Origin of the sequence: Streptomyces sp. URMC 127, from assembly GCF_051386535.1 — a bacterium.
Taxonomy (GTDB): Bacteria; Actinomycetota; Actinomycetes; order Streptomycetales; family Streptomycetaceae; genus Streptomyces.
In genome coordinates this window covers 137241-158473 of record NZ_JBPQTW010000002.1, presented here as the reverse complement: position 1 = coordinate 158473, position 21233 = coordinate 137241, and the positions used below count along the sequence as shown (strand labels likewise).

The 21233-nt window shown below is 69.0% G+C and carries 13 protein-coding genes, 1 tRNA gene and 1 pseudogene; 4 read left to right on the top strand and 11 right to left on the bottom strand.

All coding sequences use genetic code 11. From position 1 onward, the window contains the following. Positions 1-8 precede the first annotated feature (8 nt). Positions 9-1856: an ABC transporter ATP-binding protein gene (locus ACSNOH_RS01565; RefSeq protein ID WP_436719301.1), complete on the bottom strand. Its 1848-nt coding sequence runs from the start codon at positions 1854-1856 to the stop codon at positions 9-11. 347 nt (positions 1857-2203) lie between these two features. Here ACSNOH_RS01565 and galE point away from each other — a divergent pair, with 347 nt between their 5' ends. After that, complete coding sequence (gene galE, locus ACSNOH_RS01560) at positions 2204-3199, top strand: UDP-glucose 4-epimerase GalE (protein ID WP_436719300.1); 996 nt, start codon at positions 2204-2206, stop codon at positions 3197-3199. Between the two features lie 284 nt (positions 3200-3483). Then, entirely contained in the window at positions 3484-4752 is a 1269-nt protein-coding gene (locus ACSNOH_RS01555) for a hypothetical protein (RefSeq protein ID WP_436719316.1), read from the top strand. On the opposite strand, the gene ACSNOH_RS01550 is transcribed toward ACSNOH_RS01555, so the two are convergent. The 4 genes from ACSNOH_RS01550 to ACSNOH_RS01535 form a co-directional block, all read right to left on the bottom strand. Then, positions 4750-4823, bottom strand: a tRNA-Met gene (locus ACSNOH_RS01550). The two genes, ACSNOH_RS01555 and ACSNOH_RS01550, sit on opposite strands and share 3 nt — an antisense overlap. Positions 4824-4983: 160 nt before the next feature. Next, entirely contained in the window at positions 4984-5496 is a 513-nt protein-coding gene (locus ACSNOH_RS01545; RefSeq protein ID WP_436719299.1) for an endonuclease domain-containing protein, read from the bottom strand. A 67-nt stretch (positions 5497-5563) separates the two neighbouring features. Beyond that, on the bottom strand, positions 5564-6361 hold the full coding sequence (locus tag ACSNOH_RS01540; protein WP_436719298.1) for a hypothetical protein: 798 nt from the start codon (positions 6359-6361) through the stop codon (positions 5564-5566). Between the two features lie 165 nt (positions 6362-6526). Then, positions 6527-6934 carry a hypothetical protein gene (locus ACSNOH_RS01535; protein ID WP_436719297.1) on the bottom strand — a complete coding sequence of 136 codons (408 nt, stop codon included), beginning with the start codon at positions 6932-6934 and terminating at the stop codon, positions 6527-6529. An 800-nt stretch (positions 6935-7734) separates the two neighbouring features. Between ACSNOH_RS01535 and ACSNOH_RS01530 the strand changes: the two genes are divergently transcribed. Together ACSNOH_RS01530 and ACSNOH_RS01525 are read left to right on the top strand one after the other, a co-directional pair. After that, positions 7735-8352: an NUDIX hydrolase gene (locus tag ACSNOH_RS01530; RefSeq protein ID WP_436719315.1), complete on the top strand. Its 618-nt coding sequence runs from the start codon at positions 7735-7737 to the stop codon at positions 8350-8352. A gap of 388 nt (positions 8353-8740) precedes the next feature. Then, positions 8741-9184 (top strand): annotated as a pseudogene (locus tag ACSNOH_RS01525) (phosphotransferase); the annotation flags it as partial. Between the two features lie 78 nt (positions 9185-9262). On the opposite strand, the gene ACSNOH_RS01520 reads toward ACSNOH_RS01525, so the two are convergent. The 6 genes from ACSNOH_RS01520 to ACSNOH_RS01495 all read right to left on the bottom strand — a co-directional run bounded on the left by ACSNOH_RS01520 (position 9263) and on the right by ACSNOH_RS01495 (position 21229). Further along, a complete protein-coding gene (locus ACSNOH_RS01520) occupies positions 9263-10891 on the bottom strand; it encodes a hypothetical protein (RefSeq protein ID WP_436719296.1) in 1629 nt (542 codons plus the stop codon). Between the two features lie 81 nt (positions 10892-10972). After that, positions 10973-12178: a hypothetical protein gene (locus tag ACSNOH_RS01515; RefSeq protein WP_436719295.1), complete on the bottom strand. Its 1206-nt coding sequence runs from the start codon at positions 12176-12178 to the stop codon at positions 10973-10975. A gap of 4 nt (positions 12179-12182) precedes the next feature. Then, on the bottom strand, positions 12183-13868 hold the full coding sequence (locus ACSNOH_RS01510) for a hypothetical protein (RefSeq protein ID WP_436719294.1): 1686 nt from the start codon (positions 13866-13868) through the stop codon (positions 12183-12185). A 50-nt stretch (positions 13869-13918) separates the two neighbouring features. Continuing rightward, a complete protein-coding gene (locus ACSNOH_RS01505; RefSeq protein ID WP_436719293.1) occupies positions 13919-15067 on the bottom strand; it encodes a hypothetical protein in 1149 nt (382 codons plus the stop codon). Next, entirely contained in the window at positions 15064-18903 is a 3840-nt protein-coding gene (locus tag ACSNOH_RS01500; RefSeq protein WP_436719292.1) for a hypothetical protein, read from the bottom strand. The genes ACSNOH_RS01505 and ACSNOH_RS01500 overlap by 4 nt, the downstream gene beginning before the upstream one ends. A 34-nt stretch (positions 18904-18937) precedes the next feature. After that, complete coding sequence (locus ACSNOH_RS01495) at positions 18938-21229, bottom strand: hypothetical protein (RefSeq protein ID WP_436719291.1); 2292 nt, start codon at positions 21227-21229, stop codon at positions 18938-18940. Positions 21230-21233: the final 4 nt, after the last annotated feature.

Below are 21233 nucleotides of genomic sequence, written 5' to 3'. Positions count from 1 at the left end.
TTCCCCTCTCATCGGTCCTGCGAGAGTTCGTACAGTTCCTGGAACAGCCCGCCGGCGGTGACGAGCTGGTCGAATGTGCCCTGTTCGGTGATGTGGCCGTGTTCCATGACGATCACCCGGTCGGCGATCTTGGTGTTCTCCAGCCGGTGTGTGACGACGATCGAGATCCGATCGGCGGCCATGGCCTTGATGGTCTGGAAGATCAGGTGTTCGCCGCGGGCGTCCATCTCGCTGGTGGGTTCGTCCAGGACCAGCAAGGCGGGTTTGCGGTAGATCGCGCGGCCGCAGGCAAGACGCTGCCACTGCCCGCCGGAGAGCGTCACCCCGCCCCAGACTTCGCGGGCGAGCAGCATGTCCAGGCCCTCGGGCAGGTCTTCGACGACCTCGCGCATGCCGACCGTCTCGACGACGTCCCAGACTGCTTCGTCGTCCCAGGTGGCCGGCTGGCCGAGGGTGATGTTCTCCCGGCACGGCAGCGGCCAGCAGGCGAAGAACTGCGGTACCAGGCCCGTCTGTGCCCACAGGGTGTCCGGGTCCACGGTCGCGAGATCGACGCCGTCCCACAGCACCGCGCCCTTCTCGGCGAGATACAGGCCGGTGATCAGCTTGATGAGGCTCGACTTCCCTGAGCCGTTCTCCCCGACTACCGCCACCACCTCACCCCGGCGCAGCGTGAGGGAGAGGCCGTCCACCGCCGGGCGGGGCTTGTTCGGGTAGCTGTAGGTGACGTTGTCGAGCCGGATCGTCTCCGGGCACACCGGCGCCCGCTCGCCGCCACGGGCCAGGGCCACCGCCGCCGTGGTCGTTTCGACGAACCGCTTCCAGTCCCCCAGGAAAAGGGAGGAGTGGAACAGTGAGGCGCAGTAGTGCACGACGTTCGCCAGGTTCCCCAGCGCGGTGCGCACTGCCACGACGGCTGTTGCCGAGACCGCGAGGGAGACCTGTCCGGAGACGGTCAGCCACACGAGCGTCGCCCATGCCCCGGTCAGACAGATCCCGCCGGCTGCCGCTGCGATGAGGTTGGTGCGCACCTGCTGGCCGGCCGCGGCGACGGTGCGGTCGTCGATGCGGCGGCTGAGGGTCTGGTACCAGAACGTCAGGTAGCCGCGCATGCTGTTCGCGCGGACCTCGTTGGCAAGGCTGGAGGTGGTGATGTGCCAGCGCATCATCCCCTTCAGGTTGCGGTTCGCGGCGTTCTCGTAGTGCGTACGGTGCTCGATCCGCGCCTCCGCCACCGCCCCGAACCCGGACGGCAGCACCGCCAGCACCAGGACCGGCAGCATCAGCGGATGCAGCACCGTCACCACACCGAACGCCGCGATCAACCGGATCAGCGCGGCCATGAAGGACTGCGCGTCGTACAGCATCCGCTCGCACCGCATCACGCCCGTCTCGGCGTGCTCGTGCTCCTCAGAGAAGGAGGCCCGGTTGAACGCCTCCAGCTCCACCGACAACATCGCCTGCACCAGCGCCGTGTCCGCCGCCGTCATCACCCGCGGCTTGAGCCGGGCCACCGCCCACGCCGACAGCCCGAACGCGACGCGCCCTATGGCCGCTGCCACCGCGACCACTGCGAGGGCCGGCAGGGCTTCACGCACGCGGTCGGGGACCAGGCCACCGCCCAGAATCGGCACCATCGCCTTCGCGGTGGCCGCAAGCACCACGCCGGCCGCGACGCCGGAGGCGATCTGGCAGCCGACCAGCAGCAGCACATCCCGCCGATCGATCGCCCACGCCATCCGCGCGATCTGTGCAAGCAACGCCGGAATCTTCCGGCACAGCGCCCAGAACGACGTGTCCTCGAACGCCGACCGCAGCTCCGCACGCTTCTGCCGAGGCTCCACCGGCTCCGGCATCGGCGGCCTGTTCAGCGTCTGGGCCCGTTTACCACCTGACGAGTCTTCCACCGTCCGTTCTCCCTCCCCTTGGGTAAAGAGCGCCCGGTTGAAGGCACCCAGTGCCTAACTGCCTTGCCTCCGGATGGTCACGGTCTGAGGTCAGCTACTTCGGCGACGGCAATGCCGCCGCGACCGTCCAGCGCGCACAGGCCGGGAAGAGCCCCTCCCTCCGGCGCAAAGTTTCCGTATTCGATCGTTATGTTCGAATAATCTGAGTGGTCTGTTCCGTTGGTTCTCTCCGGGTACGCTCCGCTAGCCTGACTGCCGGTTGCCTGCCGTCCTCGAAGGTCCGGGAAGAGAAGATCGTGACTGTTCTTATCGCCGGGGGAGCCGGCTACATCGGAAGCACCGTAGCGTCGGCCTGCCTGGACCAGGGGATCACCCCCGTGATCCTCGACAGCCTGGTCCGAGGCCGCAGGGAGTTCACCGACGGCCGGATCTTCTACGAAGGTGACATCTCCGACGGGGCCCTGGTCGACCGGATCTTCTCCGAGCACCCGGCCATCACCACGGTGGTGCACTGCGCGGCGTTGATCGTGGTCGCGGAGTCTGTCGAGGACCCGATCGGCTACTACGAAGCGAACGTCACCAAGAGCCTGAGCTTCCTCGGCCATCTCCGCAGGAACGGCTGCGACCGCCTCATCTTCAGCTCCTCGGCCTCCATCTACCAGGCCGACGACGGCTCCCCTGTCAACGAGGACTCCCCGCTCCGCCCGCAGAGCCCCTACGCGCGCGCCAAGGCCGTGTGCGAGGAGATGTTCGCGGACATCGCCGCGGCCCGCCAGATGCGTGTGCTGTCGCTGCGCTACTTCAACCCCATCGGGGCGGACCCCAAGATGCGGACCGGGCTCCAGCTCAAGCGGCCCAGCCATGCCCTGGGCAAGATGATCCAGGCGCACCAGGAGGGCACGGCCTTCCCCGTCACCGGGACCAACTACCCCACGCGCGACGGAACGGGAATCCGGGACTATGTGCATGTCTGGGACCTGGCCGCAGCCCACGTGGCGGCGGTCGGACGATTCGACTCTCTGCTCACGGAGTCGGAGCCGTCGACGGCGATCAACCTGGGCACGGGCTCGGGTACCACCGTGCGGGAGCTGTGTGCAGCCTTCAACCAGGTCGTCGATACGCCGCTCGCCACGGTCGATGCGGAGCCGCGGCCTGGTGACGTCGCCGGCGGCTACACCAAGAGCGACCGAGCCCAGAGGCTTCTGGAGTGGGCGCCGCAGCTCTCCTTGGAGGAGGGGATCAGGTCCTCCCTGGACTGGATCCTGGTGCGCGACGCGATGCTGAAGGACTGACCGCTCACCCGCCATTGCTTCTTCGGGCCGCCTTCCAGTCCCTGGACCAGGCGGGTTCCAAGTCGAGGGGGGTGCCGCATGGCAGCGCCGGATCTCGCGAGGCTGGGCCGCCCTCATGGGTCACCCAAGTTGCGGACAAGCACCGAGATCATCTGTTGAGGTGGGGCGTCACCGTAGCCCTCTTCGCCCGCAGTGGCGTCAACCTCCACTGATAGACCGCCCCGAATGCCCCCGGCCCGAGCCGGTGGCCAGTTCCCCGACGCAGTGCTGGAAGGACGTGTTCCATCACCAACGCGACCTCCGACCAAGAGCGTGCTGCGCAGCTGCGCGACAAGGTCGTGGACGAGCTTGTCGAACGCGGTGAGATCGTCTCGAAGAAAGCCGCAGCCGTGATGCGCAAGGTCGAACGGCATAAGTTCGCTCCCGAGGCGAGCCTGGAGGACGCTTACCACACCTACAACGCCGTGATCACCAAGAGGAACGAGCACGGGAAGGCGGTCAGCTCGGTTTCCGCGCCACAGATCCAGGCGTTCATGCTGGAGCAGGCGGAGATCAGCCCGGGGATGCGGGTGCTGGAGATCGGCTCCGGTGGCCTCAATGCCGCGTACCTGGCGGATCTGGTCGGTGACGCCGGTGAGGTCACAACGGTCGATATCGACCAGGAGGTGATAGACCGGACTACCCGTCTGCCGGCAGAGGCCGGTTACTCGAGGGTGCGGGTTGTCCTCGCGGATGCCACGGGGGGCGTTTCTGCTCACGCCCCGTACGACGTGATCATGGTGACGGTCGGGACATGGGACATCCCCTCTGCGTGGGGCAGGCAGCTGGTGATGAGGATTCCTGAATTTTACCAGACGCGCTCTTTCTCCTCAGATGGCCGCGTTCCGAACGATGTGGGGAAATCAGGGAGCATAAGCATGCTTGAGGGCCCGCCGACCGTCAGGTCGGCGGGCCCTGTGGATCTGGAACATCAGCCGTTGCGTGCGAAGGCCACGCAGACTGAGCCGTTCTTCCGTCGGGCTTGTCAGACCCCGCGCCTAGAGTTCAGCTGGATGGGGCCGGTTCCGAGGCCGCCAGCACTGAAATACGGCAGCCTCCCTGGTCTGCGCGGGGGTGGTTTCGGCCCAACCGGCGTCCAGGCACTGTTGAGGGCCACGAGTGCAGCCTGCCAGCCCGGCCCCATCTCAGGCACTGAACGCCTCTGCATCCCACGAAGATCCGATGAGGGTCACGGGGTTCTCCGGAGGGGAATGACGTCCGGGCCGGCCGGCATGGCGGGCCGGGCGTCTACGGGGGTGGCCAGCAGGGCAACGATGGTGATGGGCTGCTGGCAGTGGGGGCAGTTCCGGGTCGCGGTCGGTTCCAGCGGATCCCGCTGGGCAGCGGCCGGGCGAGGGGCCCCGCGAGTCGTGCTCTTCGCAACTCGCGCATCTAGATTCCGTGTGCACGAGCCGCGGGAGCCCAGTACACGACCATCCGGGAGTGCCCGACCTGGCCGCCAAGGCGCAGCGAAGGCCCGGCATGACAATGCCGGGCCTTCAACCTGTGAGTAGCGGGGACAGGATTTGAACCTGCGACCTCTGGGTTATGAGCCCAGCGAGCTACCGAGCTGCTCCACCCCGCGTCGGTATGGTGAACACTACGGCATCGACCAGGTAGGGGCGAACCAGATTTCCCCACTCGCCAGCGCCGCACCAGTCACGGCTTGCAGTCCAGGGGCCGTGACCGGAGCGGTGGGGCAGATCGTGCTGCCAGGCGGGGCAGGACGCGCGGACCGAGGTCCGTCACGTCATCGGCGCTCTTGCGAGGCGCTCATCTTCGAGGAAAGCCCACGAGGTGGGCACGTACATGTTGTCGCGGCCGAGGATCACCCGTGCCTCAGGGCGGTGTGCGGGAGGGTTCATGAGGTAGGCGTTGAAAAGCGGATCTTGTCTGAGATGGCTGGGTCTGCGTTCATAGTGGCGGAGCCAGTCGATGTTGCATGGTCGGCACAGGATGCCTCGTACGCACGTGCCGCATGAGGAACGGGGGCGGTCGCAACATGCGTGATCGTGGTCGATGTTCCACGGCGACGGCTTCAAGTGAGGGATGCCGGAGTCGTCTTCTTCGTCGCTGTCTCCACACAGACCGCAAGCGAACCCTTGAGCGCGCCAAATGGCGTTGTATTTAGCAATGGTCAGCCCATATCTGCGCATGCGGCGCTGCATCTGCCTGCATTTCGGGCAGGCGACGTTGCCGCTGCGGGTGCCAGGAAACCATTGCCAGCAGAGCTTGCATAAGCTGTCGTCTTCGAGCACCAGGGCAGGCTAGCCCCAGGCACTGACATCGGTCGGCCGAGTGTCCGAGTTGACTCGGGTCGGTTGGTCAGCTTACCCAGGGCAGTCGGACTGCCTCGATCTCCGCGTCACCGATCAAGGATTCGACTAGGGACGTGGGGCCGGCAACCTTGCTGGCCCACAGGTCGTAGTCGGTGTAGACGACCCAGGACCGGTCCTCGGGCCACAGGTTGGAAGGGCTGAAGCCGGGATCCTCCAGGTCGGCGAGGGCTCGCGCATCGCCCAGTCGCCCGGTGAGCACATGGCGGGCATCGAACTCCATGGCGCGCATGACCAACGGGCTGTAGAAGGCCAGGCATCGGGTCTCCGGGCCGGCCGGGCTGTGATCGATGAGGATGTCGATCAGACGGAGGAAGGATTCCCGGTCCAGGCTGCCCTCCGTCGGCACCTTGATGCCCGTCGGCCAGCTGCCGTCGTCCAACCGGCCGTCGGGCGCGCTGCGATGGGAGGGCAGCAGCCCCTCGGTCACTACCGGCTCACCACCTCGGCGCGCCAGCTCCGCCCACCGCAGCCTCCGCCATCCGGCCCCGGGACGCTGTGACCACCCCAGACCGCCGCCCGTGGTGATCAGGTCCTCGTCGTCGAAATTGATGCACCCGACGACCGTGGGTTCGATGCTTCCGTCCGCCAGGCTCGCCCGGCGGGCCTCGTGGTGCGAGACGACGCCGGGGCCCTGCTCATGCTCGTACATCGCATTGAGCACCCAGGCCGCGTCGGGCAAGCCCGGCGCGGGGTAGCCGGTGAGACCGTCGTCGCCTGACAGGTCGGCCAGCCAGTCGGTGGAGCCTGCGGGCGCGGGCGACCACAGCGCGGATATCTCGGACATACACGCATCTTCTCATCCGGCTGGTGGTGCGGAGGATCGCGCCCTCCTCGTTGCGCCCGCATCTCGTACGCGAGCTTTGCCGATCCCTCACCGGCGCCCGGACAACCTCCCGTCCCGGTACGGCGTGGTCACCGTGCCGCTGCTGCGTCGGGGCGGCGAGCTGCGTCAGGGCGTGTACGGCCGCGCCCATGCAGTCGGGGGGTCCATGCCGGCCACCCAGCGCACCATCTGTTGCTCGAGCGTGGGCCACTGGCCGACGTGGTGAACGTGGCCCTGCTCGTACGACTGGGCGATCGGCTCCACGCGCAGGCGCTTGCCCTGCTTCGCGGTGACCGGCATGACCGCGGGCATCAGCATGCCCTCGGTGCGCTGCTCGCGTTGAAGTTCCTGCCACGCCTGCTGAACGATCTGCTTCGACATGTCGCCGCCGTAGTTCGTCTCGATGACGATGGCGTTCGCGCGGAGCTCGATCGCCAGCAGGCACGTTTCTCTGCCCCACGCGTCCGCGCCGAGGTTGCCGCTGCGGTCGTCCAGGACGTACAGGTGCCCGTCGCGGTCGCGCGCGGCCGCCACGATGCCGGTCTCGCCCCCACCGCGGACTCGCCGCCGGCCAGGTCGACCGCCACCACGATGCGGGCGGCACATCGACGACCAGGGCTTTCAACAGAGCCCAAGCCGACTCTCCCCCACTCCCCCGCAAAACCGTCTCCCTCCCGCCCGGACGCTGAAGGATGTACCAACCGCGCAGTCACCAAACGGGCCGCCCGGGCGGTTCAAAGCCGGAGATTTCCATACCGCCCACGCCGGCGCCGCGGCCGCGGTGCCAGCCCCTCAACACCGCCCATAACCTCACAGCTCACAGCTCACAGCTCACAGCTCATCCTGTCTACCTGGGAAAACAGGCTATGAGCCTCACACCTCACAACCCACGGGAACCGTCAGACGCGTCAGACCGCAACGAGGGCAACGGAACCGTATCCGGATGTCCACAACGTCACACAGAGAGCGAGCGACGGCGCCGAAAGCAGCCTCCGCAGCCGCCAGCACTATGCTGCTCGCCCATACCGGTCCCCGGTCGGTCTGTTCCCTGCTCATGGCCCACGCCATCCTCGGCACCCGGGCCGCCGGCCACCAAGGCACCGGCGGGTAGCGCCCATCGCGAGGACGGCGTGCCTGGGCAGGAAGCCGGCCGGCTCATGACCTGATGTGAAAGTGGCGGTCGAGGCTGGAGCGGGCTCTACGATGGGCCGGTGACCGGGACACTGCCCCCTGGGAGCTTGGACCTCCTCGACGTTGAACGGCTCCTGCTGACCGAAGCAGGGGAGCCGCCGCTGTCGCCCCAGGTCGCTGAGGCCCGGGATCGGGTGTGGGACATGGCAGTCCGGGCCAACCCCGCTCTCTTCGACGGGCCTGTGGTGGCGTGTGGGGGACTGGAGCGGACTGGACCGCGTACCCTGCGCCTTTCGTGGGTGCGGGTAACCTACCGGCACTACGCCTTGCGTCGCGTTCCCAGCGCCACCGCGCTGCCCGCGCTGTTCGTAAACGTCGTTCAGCCGACGGACGACGGCCGGGTGCTCGCAGCGAAGATGTCCCCCTTTACGGCCGCCCCGGGCCGCTGGCAGCTACCAGGAGGGTCCGTGGAGCCTCCCCGGAACGGGGCGGCGCTGGACGAGTCGACACTGGCCGGCCAGGCTGCGCGAGAGCTCGCTGAAGAGTTGGGGATCGGCGCGGTCGCCGAGGACTTGAAACTGTGGGTCGTCACCCGCGGCGAGAACGGAAGTATCGGCCTGACCTACCTCGCCCCGGCCCTTCCCGAGGCAGCACTGCGCGCAGACTTCGCCGCCGCTGCGGCAGCCGAGCGCGCCCAGGACCGCGAACCCGAACTCGACGACATCGCCCTGGTGCGCTCACCGGACGACCTGGCCGCTCTTGCCGGTCCCCATGCGGACTACCTGGAGCCGGTCATCCGCCGTTTCTCCGGGTGCCGCTGAGGTCAGGTGCCGGCGAGGAAGTCGCGCCCTCGTTCGTCGAGCTCGGCCACGCACCGTCGTGGTGAGGGCTGCCCACGCGGTCCAACGCAAGGCCTCGGGGGCCCGGCTCGACGGAGACATCGGCCCCCACCACTCGAACAATGCCGTGGGCGCCACCGGCGGCCCCGCGATCGTTCGGAAGGAATCAGGTGAGCCCAAATGTCCCGCCTCAGTTGATCTTGGCGGTTGTCGAGCTTGTGACCAGCGGTGATGCAAGGGCAGGTGAGAGGAATCTCGACGGAGTCTCAGTTGACGTTGCCTGTCAGCAACACTTCCGCACAGCTGTCTCACTTGATGTCGCCGGTCAGTCTTTCTGGGGCGGCCAACCGCCCGACTGCGGTTGCTCCGCATGACTCACAGCGAGATCGAGATCACCGCGCAGTTGATCCGGAACCTACCCCAGACTTGGCCGATCGCCCAGTGAGGCTCGGCGCGCGCGGTTGGGACAACCAGCTATGGATGCTCGCGACGACCTCGCCGTCCGGTTGCCCTAGGCAACACCGTCCGCCGATGCGCTGCTGCGCAAGGAGCATGCCTGGCTACCGACCCTCGCCCCGCACCTTCCGCTGCGGGTCCCCGTCCCTCAGCGCCTTGGTGAGGCCTCCGAGCGCGTTTTCCACGGCCCTGGATCGTCACCAACTGGGTGCCGGGCAAGCCCGCCGACCACGCCCCCACCACGCGCGCTGCGGAGGCGGCCGACACCTTGGCCGCCTTCCTGACAGCCCTCTACCAACCCGCTCCCACCGGGGCGCCGACCGGTCGTAACCACGGGGGACCGCTGGCCGACCATGCCGGCCTTGGCCGGTCTTGCCCGGTCTTGCCCGGTCCGATGGCGGATATGCGAAACGGCGGTAGGGACAGCGCATGTCGTTCATCCGCTGAGACCGACGACGGCGACTTGGACATGTGCTGTTCCGGCCATCACCAGGAGCTCGGTGCCGGTGGACGTGAAGCGGCACCGTAGTTCTGCTTCGACGGTCTCGGGGATGAGTTTCGCCAGTTCGGGCGGCAGGTGTTCGGCATTGATGCCCAGCGCCCTGACGAGGCCGGAGAGGTCGTAGGGACCGCCCCTGGCCCCCAGTTCCCAGTCCGGGCCGCTTTTGGAGAAGTCCCCGCCGAAGTACATGGGTAGTGCGTCCTTGTCCGTCTTGTCCTGGCAGGCGAAGAGCGCCCCGAGGCCGAAATGCGCGCCTTTGATGCACTCCAGATAGATGGCCATGTCCACGGTCACTCCGGCGAGTGCGGCTTCCGCTGCGGCGGTGAACTGCCACGCCTCCCATCCTCCGGGGCCGGCTTCGGCCACGACGGACAGTTGCTGGAGTTTGAGGCTCCTGACGAAGTCCGGGACGTCCAGGGAACCGCTCGCCTTGTCAGGAATGAGCCGGTTCCGCTGTTCCGCGATGCACTGGAGGACCTTACCCATGTCGACTCCGGTGACAGCGAGCCGGCGCTCGGTGCGGAGGGCGCTCTTGGTGACGGTCCTCAGAGTGAACTCCGTACCCCCGATCCTGACGCTCGTGTCGAGGTCTCCCCTCTGCGCCGGAGAGCGTTCCTGAGAGCCTTCCTGCACGGACAGCGCCAACGCCCGCCTCGCCTTCATCTGCCTTCGGGTCATCACCTCACGGAGGACCCTGCCGGTCCCGTTCACCAGGTTCGGAGCTTTCTCCGCGGCCGCAATGCCTGCTGCGGTCCGCAGGAAGGAGCCACCGGGCAAGCGGCACACCGTCCCCGGCTCGATATGCCTCCAGTCCGCCTCCTGCACACTTTGCGGGAGGTACTTTCCGCCTTGTACTGACAGGGTTCCGAGGTGGCGGTAGAAGAGCTCAAGGTGGCCCTGGAGATCCGGATTCTCTCTCTCGCCGTTCAAGACGATCATTTCCACGGGCTGCTTGATCCGCCTGATGGCTGCGCTTGCCACCGGATCCTTGATCGTGTCCCCGAGGTGCGGTTCGATCGAATCTCCTGGGTCGTCGATCCGAAACCCTTTGACCCGTTTCTTATTCCAATCCTCTCCCGACCAAGTCGGCCCCGTGACGAGGTTTCCCGGTGTCCAGCAGAGCATGGTGGCCAGCAGCTCGAAAGCGCCCTTGAGGTTTTCGGTGTCAGGATCATGGCAAACGGTTTTCCTCCGGAGCGCGTCGACGAGTTTCTTCAGTTCCTCCCTCACTTCCGGCCGGGGAGGTGGGCGGAACTTCAGATCGTCGATCGTACTGCCCAACAACTTCAGGAACTTTTGGAGTTGCCTCGGGACCTTCACGTCGTCGTCGCGGTAGTACGCCTCGGCCGTCTGGTTCCAGCAGACCTTGATGAATTCCCAGGGGATGATGTGGTGTCGTGACATGTCGACGTTGGGAAGGGACTTCTTGGGCTTTCCGAGGTCGTTCTCGTCCCTTGCGGCGTTCTCTTCCTTGGCCTCCTCCGTGTCGTACGGGTAGTCCGGGCGCCAGCCCTCCTCCTGAATCCGGAGGTTGACTCGCAGGCGGCCTGATTCGGAGGTCATCACATGCCTTCCGGGTCGGTCCCGGCAGGGGACGGCGGCCGCAGCCCGGCCGGACCCTGCCGTGGGTGGGGCAAGATCTCGTCAGCCGGCGCCGCCGGAGGCCGGGACCAGCCCGCCCGTCCCCCACGGGTGCCAGTCCAGAGCCGTCGCGAAGAGCTGGGCGTGAGCGTTCTTGGGTGTGCTGACGAAGTCCGCCGTCCTCACCAGGTCCCAGTCGATTTCCACTGAACTGCCCTCGGGGACGGGGACGCAGAGGCCGGGGCCCGGCGCGTACACCCGGGGGTCGGTCTCGTCGGCGCAGTACACGTACGCGGTGTGCGGATCGCCGCCGGTGCCCTTGGGGGGTGTCACGGTGACCTGCAGCTGGGCGTTGGTCCCGGCGAAGAACGTCCGGACCGAGCCGGTGAGCAGGCCATCCGTCCCGGCCGTCCAGGTGGTCGACGAGTGGACGCTGGTGGTGGAGGGCGGCGGGTCGAGCCGGGGTTGCGGGGTGTGCGGCCGGAACCGGCCCAGCAGGGAGACGGCCTGCTGCGCGGTCAGGTCGTGGGCGTGGACGTACGGCTCGGAGACCGTGACGTACGTGTGCATGAGGTAGCTGACCTTCGGGGCGTCGCGATCGCCGAGGTAGCCGTGCAGGACGAAGGCCGTGTCCGCGTACAGCGTCACCTCGTAGTTGCCGATCTTGTCGACCGGGTCCCTGGTGAACAGGCCGGTCAGGGCGTCCACGTACTGCAGGTCGAGAGAGGCGCCGGCCGCGGGGACGTAGGTCCACACGAGTTGGGCCCGGGTACCGGACCGGACCACCTGCCGCCGCGGGCGGAAGCTGTGCAGCTTGAGGCCGCCGGGGGCCTTGGCGCAGGAGACGGTGGTCTGTTGCGCCGGAGAGCTTCCGTCCAGCTTCTCCGTGACGGCGATCTCCACGGCACCGGGCTCGGAGTTCACCTGGATCTGGGAAAACGTGAACTCGAGTTTCGTTCCGTGCAGGATCCGGGCCGCGGTCTCGTCGGAGGGGGCGAGTTCGAACTTCCCCGGGGTGGACTTGACCGGCACCGCGTCCCAGCCCGCTGGATGGTCCACCTGGATGCGATCGGCGTCCTTCGCCTGGACGAGGTGTCCGGGTCCCGTGCCCACGGGGAGGTGGACGGTGATGGTGTCGCACACCACCGGGGGCCTGTCGTTGGTCACTGCGAGCGTCATCGAGGCAGGTGGGTTGTCCTGCCCTGCCACGCTCACGGCGAGCGGGGCAGGGTCGGTGGTCAGGTCGTAGCCGAGGTGCGGCGCGGTCATCGGGTCAGGTCCAGTCCCAGCCGAGGCCGATCTGGAAGAAGCCGCGGCCCTTGGCGTCCTTCTGGTCGATCGCAATCGATCCGGTGCACTTCTCGGTGTCCAGGTCGATGATCCAGACGGCGGTCTTCAGCGCGTCGGTGACGTAGGCGTAGCGGCCGTTGGGGTCGATGGCGACGCTGTGCGGGGTTTCCGCGTCCGGGATCTTGACGGTGATCGTGGTGTCGTCCTTGATGTGCAGGATGATGACCGCGCTGTCGTGCGAAGCGGGCATGCAGATCCGTTCGCGGTCCGGTGTCATCGCGAGCCGCCAGACGGGGATGCTGACGGGCGTGGTCACGGTGGGGGGATCCACCCTCGTGTTGATCTTCAGGATCTTGGTCGCACCGGCCCCTGCCTGGGTGTAGATCTGGCTGCTGTCCCGGGAGACGGCGATGCCTCCGCCCAGGTTCTTGGCCTTGTAGTCACGGATGATCGTGCGCTCGGCTGCGTCGATCTCCAGGACGCCGTCGTCCTTGCCGTCGTCGTTGCCCTGCCAGTGGATGACGAATACGTGCTCGCCGTTCGGGGAGAAGGTGATGCCCGACGTGCGTGCCTGCGGGTCGATCTCCTTCACGGTCGGGTTCGCCGTGTCGATGGCGCTCACGTCCGCCACGCGGATCACGTGGGCCGGCTTGGTCTTCTCGTAGTACTGGTCCGTCACCCACAGCGTGGTGCCCAGGGGGGAGAGCGCCGCGTAGTCGGTCTCGATGCGGCCGCCCGCCTTCATGTAGTCCGCGATGCGTACGGCCCGGATAACCGCGTCCGGTGCCTTGGTGGCCTTGCGCAGGTCCATGGCGAAGAGCTTGGCGTCCCCGCTGATCATGTAGGCGTGCCAGCCGTCCGGCCCGACGGCGATGGAGCCCCTGGGTCCGCTCGATCCGCCGCCCCACGACGGGGTCGTGGCCGGCTGCGCGGGGTGGGTGTCCGTGCTGAGGTCGATGTCGGTGTGCACGATGGTGGCGAGGCCGTCCTCCCTCGTGTTCGAGCTGGACAGCAGAGCCACCATGCGCGGCCGTCCGAGCGGCGGCGTGGGCCAGGTGCCGGCGATGGGGTGCGTTGTGCTGCCGGTCTTCAGCGTGCCGTCGGCGTCCGCCGTGCACGTTGCGTACGACTCACCGCAGAAGAGGAAGCCGGTGGTGCTGCCCTTCGGCCAGAGCGCGGCGTCCACGTGCGACAGGCCCGGTGCGCTGAGCTTGCCGGTCTTCTGCGGCTTGCCGGTGCTCAGGCGGCAGAACGCGTAGTCGGTGCCGCTGAACAGGTAGACTCCGCCGTTCGCGTCCATGGCGGCGCTGAGGTTGTTGAGGAATTCCGGCGCGAGTTTGAACGTGTTCTCGGGCTTGGCCCCGGGGTCGCTCTCGACCTGGCCCTTGTCGATGCTGTAGCGGACGAGATGGCCGGGGCGCAGGAAGTAGATCTCGCCCTGTGCCGTGAACGACGCGGTGTAGGGGCGGTGGCCTGCGGTTCCGGCCAGGCCCTGCCACAGTGCTGAGACGTGCTGCGGCAGGCCGGTCGGGCTGCTCGGCTTCCATCCTCCGTCGCTCGCGGTGTAGGGCATGGCGAACGTGCCCTGGAAGAGATAGCTGGTGGCGGCGGAGGCGCCGGCGGCGGGCAGGGTCAGCGCCGATGTGATCGCCTTTCGGGCTTGGGTCATGGGACTCTCCTCCGGGCGGGGACGGGTGGGATGCGCGGATCGACGGTGCGTCAGGTGGAGGGGGTGAGGGTGCCGACGCCCATCGGATACCAGGTGAGCTGGGCGGCATAGGTGCCGGACTCGGCGTTGACGCCGAGTTCGACGGTGGCTCCCTTGGGGACGGGCACGAGGGCGTTCTCGGGTGATTTGAGGGTCCGCGCGCAGGCGCGTGTGGTGTGGCCGGCGCCGCCGCTACCGCCGGGCGCGCTGACGACGGCGGTCAGGTTGGCGGGGGCACTGCCGTCGCCGCGTTCCAGGCAGGCTGCGATCATCCCGTCGGTGCTCGCGGTGTAGGTCCGGGCGAAGGCCTTGTCTCCGGACAGCGTGTTCAGCAGCGAGGTCGGCTTGCCCATCAGCATCACCGTGCCGTTGCTGGAGAGCTCGCCCACCACGAGGTCGGGGTTGCGGACGGTGACGGCGAGGGTCTTGCCGTAGGTCAGGGCACCGCCCGCGTCTTTGGTCTCGACGAGCAGCATGAAGGCCGTCGTCTCGGTGAGTGTGAGTGGTCCGAAGCGGCCGTTGCCGTCGGCGTCCATGTGGGGTGCCTGATCGACTTTCTGCGGCAGCTTGGTTCCGATGTACAGCCAGTAGGGCGGCCGGCCTGCCTTCGGGCGGCCCTTCCACGTCAGGGTGACGGTATGGCCTCTGTCGATGCCGCTCGCGCTCGCGGTGAAGCTGCTGATGTAGTCCGTCCGGTCGGCCTTCAGCATGCGGAATCCGGCCGTCTCGAGGTGGGTGGTGGTGTCCGTTCGCCAGTGGACGTCGGTGGTGAGGAGCGCCGCGCCCGGCAGGCTGTTGGGATTGACGCCGGTCAGGGGCAGGACGAGGCGGGCGCCGGGCTCCAGCCGGCCCGCGGCGCCGGGCCCGGTCGGTACGAGTTCGAAGCGGCCGTTCCCCACGCTGGTCAATGCCCAGGCATCGGCTTCTGCGGACAGTCGCAGCTGGTCCGGCGCGTCCGACACGTCGTCCGCGCCCTTGCCGACCGGCATGGTCAGCATGATCTTGTCGCAGGCCAGGGCGTGCCGGCCGGGGTTGCTGACGACGATGCGCAGTTCGCTCTCCCGGATCCGGTGAGCGGGACCGATGTGGAGGATGCCCGCGGTGGACGTCTCCAGTGAGCACACCGGCGGTTGGGATGTGGTGGGCGGTGGCGGGGTCATGGTGTCCCTTCGGAGGGCGGCGAGAGGACGAGGTAACCGGTGTGTGCTTCGGGGGTGGCGTCGGGTGGACGGACAGCGGTGCTGAGGCCGCCGAGGGGTAGTCGCAGCCAGGGCTTGGGGGCGGTGGGGGGCGTGTGCTCGGCCCAGGCCCATGTGCCGGTCCAGGCGGACGGCCGGGGCAGCGCGACGACCGGGCCGGGCGGCCGGTTGTCGTTTCCGGGCACGTCGGGGACGGTTTCGATCCTGGTCAGCAGGGGGCCGGTACGCAGGTGCAACGCCAGCTGGTGCAGGGGTCCGTAGAGGTACGGTTCCGGGAGGCGCAGGGTGGTGACGGGGAGGATCCCGGTGTGCGCGTGCACGGCCGCCCACGGGTCGGCGAGCAGCGTGACCCAGGCGGCGGTGCCTTGGGCGGGTGGAGTGGGAGGGGCTCCGGGGACGGGCGCGGTGGTGAGGTCCGGGCGGGGTGCGGCCACCACGGCGGGGTCCGCGGAGGCGTCGACCGGGTGGAGGAGAGTGGATTCCGTCCGGTCGGGCCGGTGTGCGGTGTAGAGGCGGTCGTAGCGGGTGGCTTGGGGGTTGCCGGTGGGGTCGGCGGCGTAGTAGCCGATGAGTCCGTCGCCGGCCCGGTTGGGGTCGCCGAGCCGGATGGGCCAGCGGGTCGTGCGGAGCGCATTGCCGTCGCCGGGTCCGGGGCCTTTGATCAGCCCGTGCCAGGTCGGGTTGTTGACGGGTGGTCCGGAGAGTTCGATGCGGATGCGGGCCCGGATCAGGGCCAGTGGGCGCCCGGCCAGCAGTGACCACTGCGCGGAGCTGTGCTGGGGCGGGGGGACGACGGTCCGCAGGCCCAGGTCCACGGCGGCCCGCAGGTCGTGGAAGGCCGCGGTGCCCGGCGCGTCGAGCACCGCCTTGACGAACGAGCCGAGATGGGGGTGGGCGGTGGTGAACCCGGGGGCGACGACGGCCGCGCGGTCCTTCCAGGGAGAACCGGGCAGTGGGAGCCAGTCGGTCTTCTCCTTGCCGGGCGGGCCGGCGGCGTGCAGCTCGCCGAGGGCGGCACCGTCGGAGCCGTGCACCATCAGCGAGTGGTCACGGCGGTCCAGGACCAGCCAGCCGCAGACCGGGCTGTTGCCGGGTGTCACGGGCAGGGCGTCGGTGTCGACGGGCCGGTTGTCGTCCCGGGCGGACAGTGGTTCGAAGCAGGTCCGGGCGGGTTGCTGGAGCCGTGGCCGCAGTTGGATGAAGCGGTAGCCGGCGCGGTCGGAGGCGGCGGTGAGCAGCTTGGTCTTCGTGTGGTCGCAGGGGTCGGGAAGGGAGTCGGGGGTGACGCTCACCGACAGCATCGGGCGGCGGTTGTCGCGGTTGCCGGCGTTGATGACGGGGACGGTCTGCCCGAAGCGGTCCACCAGGAGCAGCTGGGTGAGCACGAGCTGTCCCGCCCGGACCGGTGCGAAGTGCGAGGTGCGCGTGCCGAGGACGGGGTCGGGAGCGTCCGGTGCCGAGCCGGGCACGCCCGGGGTGTCGAAGTGGGTGGCGGGGACCCGCTGGGCGAGCCAGGCGTTGACGCCGTCGAGGGTCTGCGAAATCTGCTGGGCGGTGGACGGGGAGTGGATCTGCTTGAGCAACTGTTCGAGGTGGTCGCTGCCGTAGCGCTCCTGGTACTCCTTGATGCGGCCGCGCAGCGCGAAGGCCGGCAGCGGGGTGAGCCGGGCCTTGCCGCTGATCATCTGGTACGGCTGTGCGCCCGTGCCGTTCCACCTGTGCTGCCGCCCGTCGAACGTCCAGTGGGCAGTGGGGTTCCCCGAGCCGGGGGTGACGAACGGCAGGGGGTAGCACTCGGCCTCCCACAGGAGGTACAGGGGTGCCCATGGCTGCCGCCACGGCTGTGAGAACTCGGGCCAGAGGGCGGTGCGGCCGGTGCCGTCGGCCGCGGTGATCCCCTTGTCCTGGGCGGCCTTGCCGAGCGGGTCCCGCGGGGCCGCTCCACCGCCTGCACGGACCAGGGCGGCGATCTCCTGCAGGACGAGGAATTCGGTGAAGACGTCGCCGAGCGAGGCCCACGGCAGGGCGGCGGCGAGCTGGGGGAAGTACGCCGGCTTGGTGCCCGGCGTCGGAGGTCGCAACGGCCGGCCGTGTGTGCCCAGCTCGGCCAGCAGCCGGTCGGGGGTGCGGCACGGCAGTGAGGCCGTCCGTGGGAGCGGGACGGTGGTGCCGGGGCCGCGGAGGATGACCACGGGGTCCGTCGGCCGGTGGCGGACGGGGTGGGGGACGCATTTGAGCTCGCGGTCGGCGGCCAGGTGGTGTGCCGTGGCGTAGGCGGTGATGCTCGCCGCGAAGGCCGCGGGGTCCCTGCCGTGCGGGACTTTCGACCGCAGGCCGCCGGTGCCGTGCTCGGGTCCGCCGTCGCCGAAGCAGAGCGTCATCTGTTTCTTGACGCGTGCGGCCAGGCTGGCTTTGGTGGAGTCGAAGGGGTCCTGCCGGGCCGGGTCGAGCTGCTGGGCGCAGGGGGTGTCGAAGTCGGCGGGTGCCGTGGGGCGTTCCGGCAGTCCGGACGCCCACCACAGCTCGTAGAGCTGTCCGCGGAGTGCGTCGAGGGTGCGGCATGCCTCGTCGTAGGCGTGCTGGTCCTCGTTGAGGCGTTCCAGCCAGGCTCGTTCGGCTTCCTGTTCCGCGCGGGTGCGCAGGCGGCGGGCCGGCAGGCCTTTGTGTGGTTCCGGGGTGGGGCGGTCCACGATTTGCCAGGTGCGGCCTGCCGGGGAGGGCTGGAACCACGTGCGGTGGGACGCGTCGTCCATGACGTCCCGGCCGCCGTCGCCGATCGCGTCGTCGAGTTCGTCGAGGACTCCGTACTCGAACGCCTCGATGAGCAGCCGGTCGCGGGGCGGGGTGTTCTGGGCGATGAGGGCCGTGCGGGCGTCGGCGGTGTTCTGCCCGACGGCGACGTCGATCTCTTTCAGGGCGTTGGGCGGCTTGTCCGACTCCGGGGTGTCGCCGGGCTTCCAGCGCAAGGTGAGGACGGTGCCGAGGTAGAGGGAGCGGTGGGCCGGTCGCGGGGACTCGCCCGGCTTCAGGCCGGCCACGTGCCAGTTCAGGCCCTTCAGGGCGGCGGTGAAGCGGTCCTGGTCGGTGGTGTGGGCGGTGTCCTCGCCGCGGAAGGCGAGCAGTTCCTTGATCCGGTCGGGTGACAGCGGGTCGGCTTCGGGTGTCGAGTGCCAGCCGACGACGAGGTAACTGAGGACGCCCGGGGTGGTCATGAGGTCACCGGGCAACTCGTCGTGCAGGGAGACGACGTTCGTGTTGTACGGCTGGAAGGTGGTGAAGTCGGTCAGGCCGGGGCCGTCGGCCCGCAGGAACGGGGGTGGTGCCGTCGTGGGTTCCTGCCAGGGGGCGGTGGACAGGTCGTGGCGTCGGCCGATCTTCGTCGATGTTCCGTTGTGCAGGAAGTGGGAAGTGCCGTTCGTCAGGTTGTCGCTCTCGACGACCCAGCCGGCCGTGACGGGTGGTGCCGTGGGGTCGGCGTCCTTGCGGAAGTGCCGGACGACCAGCCAGCGGTTGGGGATCAGCGGGAACACGATGTCCTGCGGGCGTGGTCCGGTGAGGTCCACGCGGCCGCGTGTGAGGGCCGCGGGCAGTTCCCAGTGGAGGTAGACGCCCTGGTCGGAGGGCTTGGTGAGGCCCGTGAAGGACCGTAACGGGTCCGGCTCCGGGCTGACGCGCGGTGCGCGGCGGTAGAACTTCGGCTCCCAGCGGCGGAACGGCGTGTGGGCCACCATCTGGTCGGTGACGGCCAGTGCCGACACTTCCACGGGGACGACGAGTGCTTGGGGGTCTCCCGGCATGGGCAGGCCGGTCCTTTCTGCGTCGTGGGACGGGTCAAGCGGTGTCCGGCAGCGGTGTGCCGATGACCAGTTGGCCGGGGGTGTTGAGGAGTTGCAGGCCGAGTGCTGCGGCGGTGAGCGGGGCCGGGGAGGTCCACTGGGGGTTCGGGCTCCGCTTCAGGGCGTCTCGCAGGTCGGTGGCGAGGGACCGGATGCCCTTCTCGTTGATGGCGAGCACTTCCCGGGTGCCGGTGCCGTGGCGGGTGCGCAGCAGACCACCGATGTCGTCCAGTGTGCGGCCGCTCTTCATGGACTGGCCGGTCTTGCCCTCGGGGCCGTCGATCAGGCAGCGCAGGTCGATGGTGTTCTCGCCGTCGAGGCCGAAGTGCGGGACCTGGGGCGGCTGGCGGATGGCCACGGTGGTGGGCAGGGCGGTGAACAGGACGAGGAGGAGGTCGGGGGCCAGGACCTGTGGCGGGCCCGCGAGGACGTCGGTGGCCTTGTTCCCGGTACCCGACCGGGCAATGACGGTCGCTCCGGGCCAGTCGCGGTGCAGCCGTGACCGGAGCAGCATCCCGGCGACGGGGAGTGGCGCGTCCTGGACCAGGCGCGTGGTGGCCTCGTGGTGGAGCGCCAGGTCCAGGCTGGTGCTCAGGCCCAGGCTGGTGGCTCCTGCGGTCAGCGCCGCGACCCAGTACGGGTCGAGGTGGAAGAAGCGCAGGCTCTCCGGCGGCAGCATCCTTGCGTCGGGGACGAGGTGGTCGAACGGTACGGCGGCCAGGAGCTTGTCGGGGGCGAGGCCGGCTCGCGTGAGGTGGCGGATCTGGTCCTCGATCACGCCGGTGAGCAGTGCGGCGCCCGGCGGGGAGGGCATGGGGTGCGGCGGGGGTGCCCCGGGCCGGCTCCCGGTACCCGGGGCGGACTCGGGCGTGGGCTCCTCGGCGTAGCCCCCGACGGCGGACCCGGCAGGGGTCGTGGCCCGGTCGTATCCGCCGTCGCGGAGCAATTGCTCGAAGCCCGTGCGCGCCGCGCCGGCCAAGCGGAGTGCCTCGGGGAGGGCGGTGCCGGGGGCTGTGGCCCCCGTGAAGTCCGTCAGCCGGGCGAGATCGTCGTCCGCCGTCAGCACGCCCTGGGCGATCAGTTTGGTCAGCCGCAGGCCGGCGTGCTGCGTGGCGGAGCGCAGGCCGGCGACGGACCGGGCGATGTCCGCGTTGGCGAGGGCCAGCACTCTGCCGAGGGCGAAGGCGGACGCGTAGCTGATGTCGAAGGTGCCGTAGCGGGGCAGTGAGATCAGTGCTTGGGCCTCCGAAGTGAGGGTCTTCCCGCCGCCGGGCGGTTCGGGCGGAACGACCGGGGAGAAGGGGCCGCGGTACCAGGAGAGGGTCCGCTCCCCCGTCGGCAGTTGATGGGTCACGGGGACGTACCCGCGGTGCAGCCGCCGTTCGATGTGGTCGTGCAGGTCGCCGGAGCCGAGGCGGGGGGCCTTCAAGCACAGCGGGAACCGGTCCTTGCTGGCGGTGAGAACGTTCCGTGCTACGGACAGGAAGCTCGGCCGCGTCTCCTTGGCCGCGGTGAACGACCAGGACCACAAGGACACCAGGCGTACGGATTTCGCTTCGCTCTTGTCGGGCAGGAGGAGCGGCAGCTTGCCGTCGAGGTGATCGGCGAAGCCTTCGAGGGAGACGAGATGAGCGGTGTAGCGGCCGGGGGTACGCGGCAGCCGGTTGCCGAGCACGACGGCGTAGTCCCCACCGTGGCCATGGGTGCCGTCGGGAGCCACGCGGCGTACGTGGCAGAGCCGGTCCAGTTCGCTCAGGCGGGGGGTGACGTCCGCGAACACGGTCGCGGGCACGTCGATGGTGAGACAGGTCGTAAGACCGGGAGGCAGGGACTCGGCCGGGAGGTCGGGCACCAGGACGCCCGGAGGCTGTCGGTGCCCGGTACCGGGAAGCAGTTCGGTGAGGGGACGGGACCGGGTGGTCAGGCCGGTGGCCGGATCGGGGGGCAGCTCGGCCTCGGTGAAGAGCAGCAGCGCCAGCCAGGGGGCAGCGCCCGTGCCGGTGCCGACCGGGCGTGTCCAGGGGATGACAGCCTGGGTCAGGACCAGGTGCGCCAGGTCGTTGCCGTACTCGCCGGTCGAGCCGGGCGTGGGATACACCGCGTGCACCTGGTCGGCCGCAAGGGTGAAGCGCATTCCACGGACGGCGAACCGCTGGGTCGCCGTGAACGTCTGCTCGATCCGGCCTCCGGTGCCCTCCGTGCCGTCCACCGTGTGGTCGAGAGTGACGGCGTAGTCACCCGTGCTGACGCCTTTCCAGCTGTCGTGCAACGACAGGGTGCGGTCCATGGGC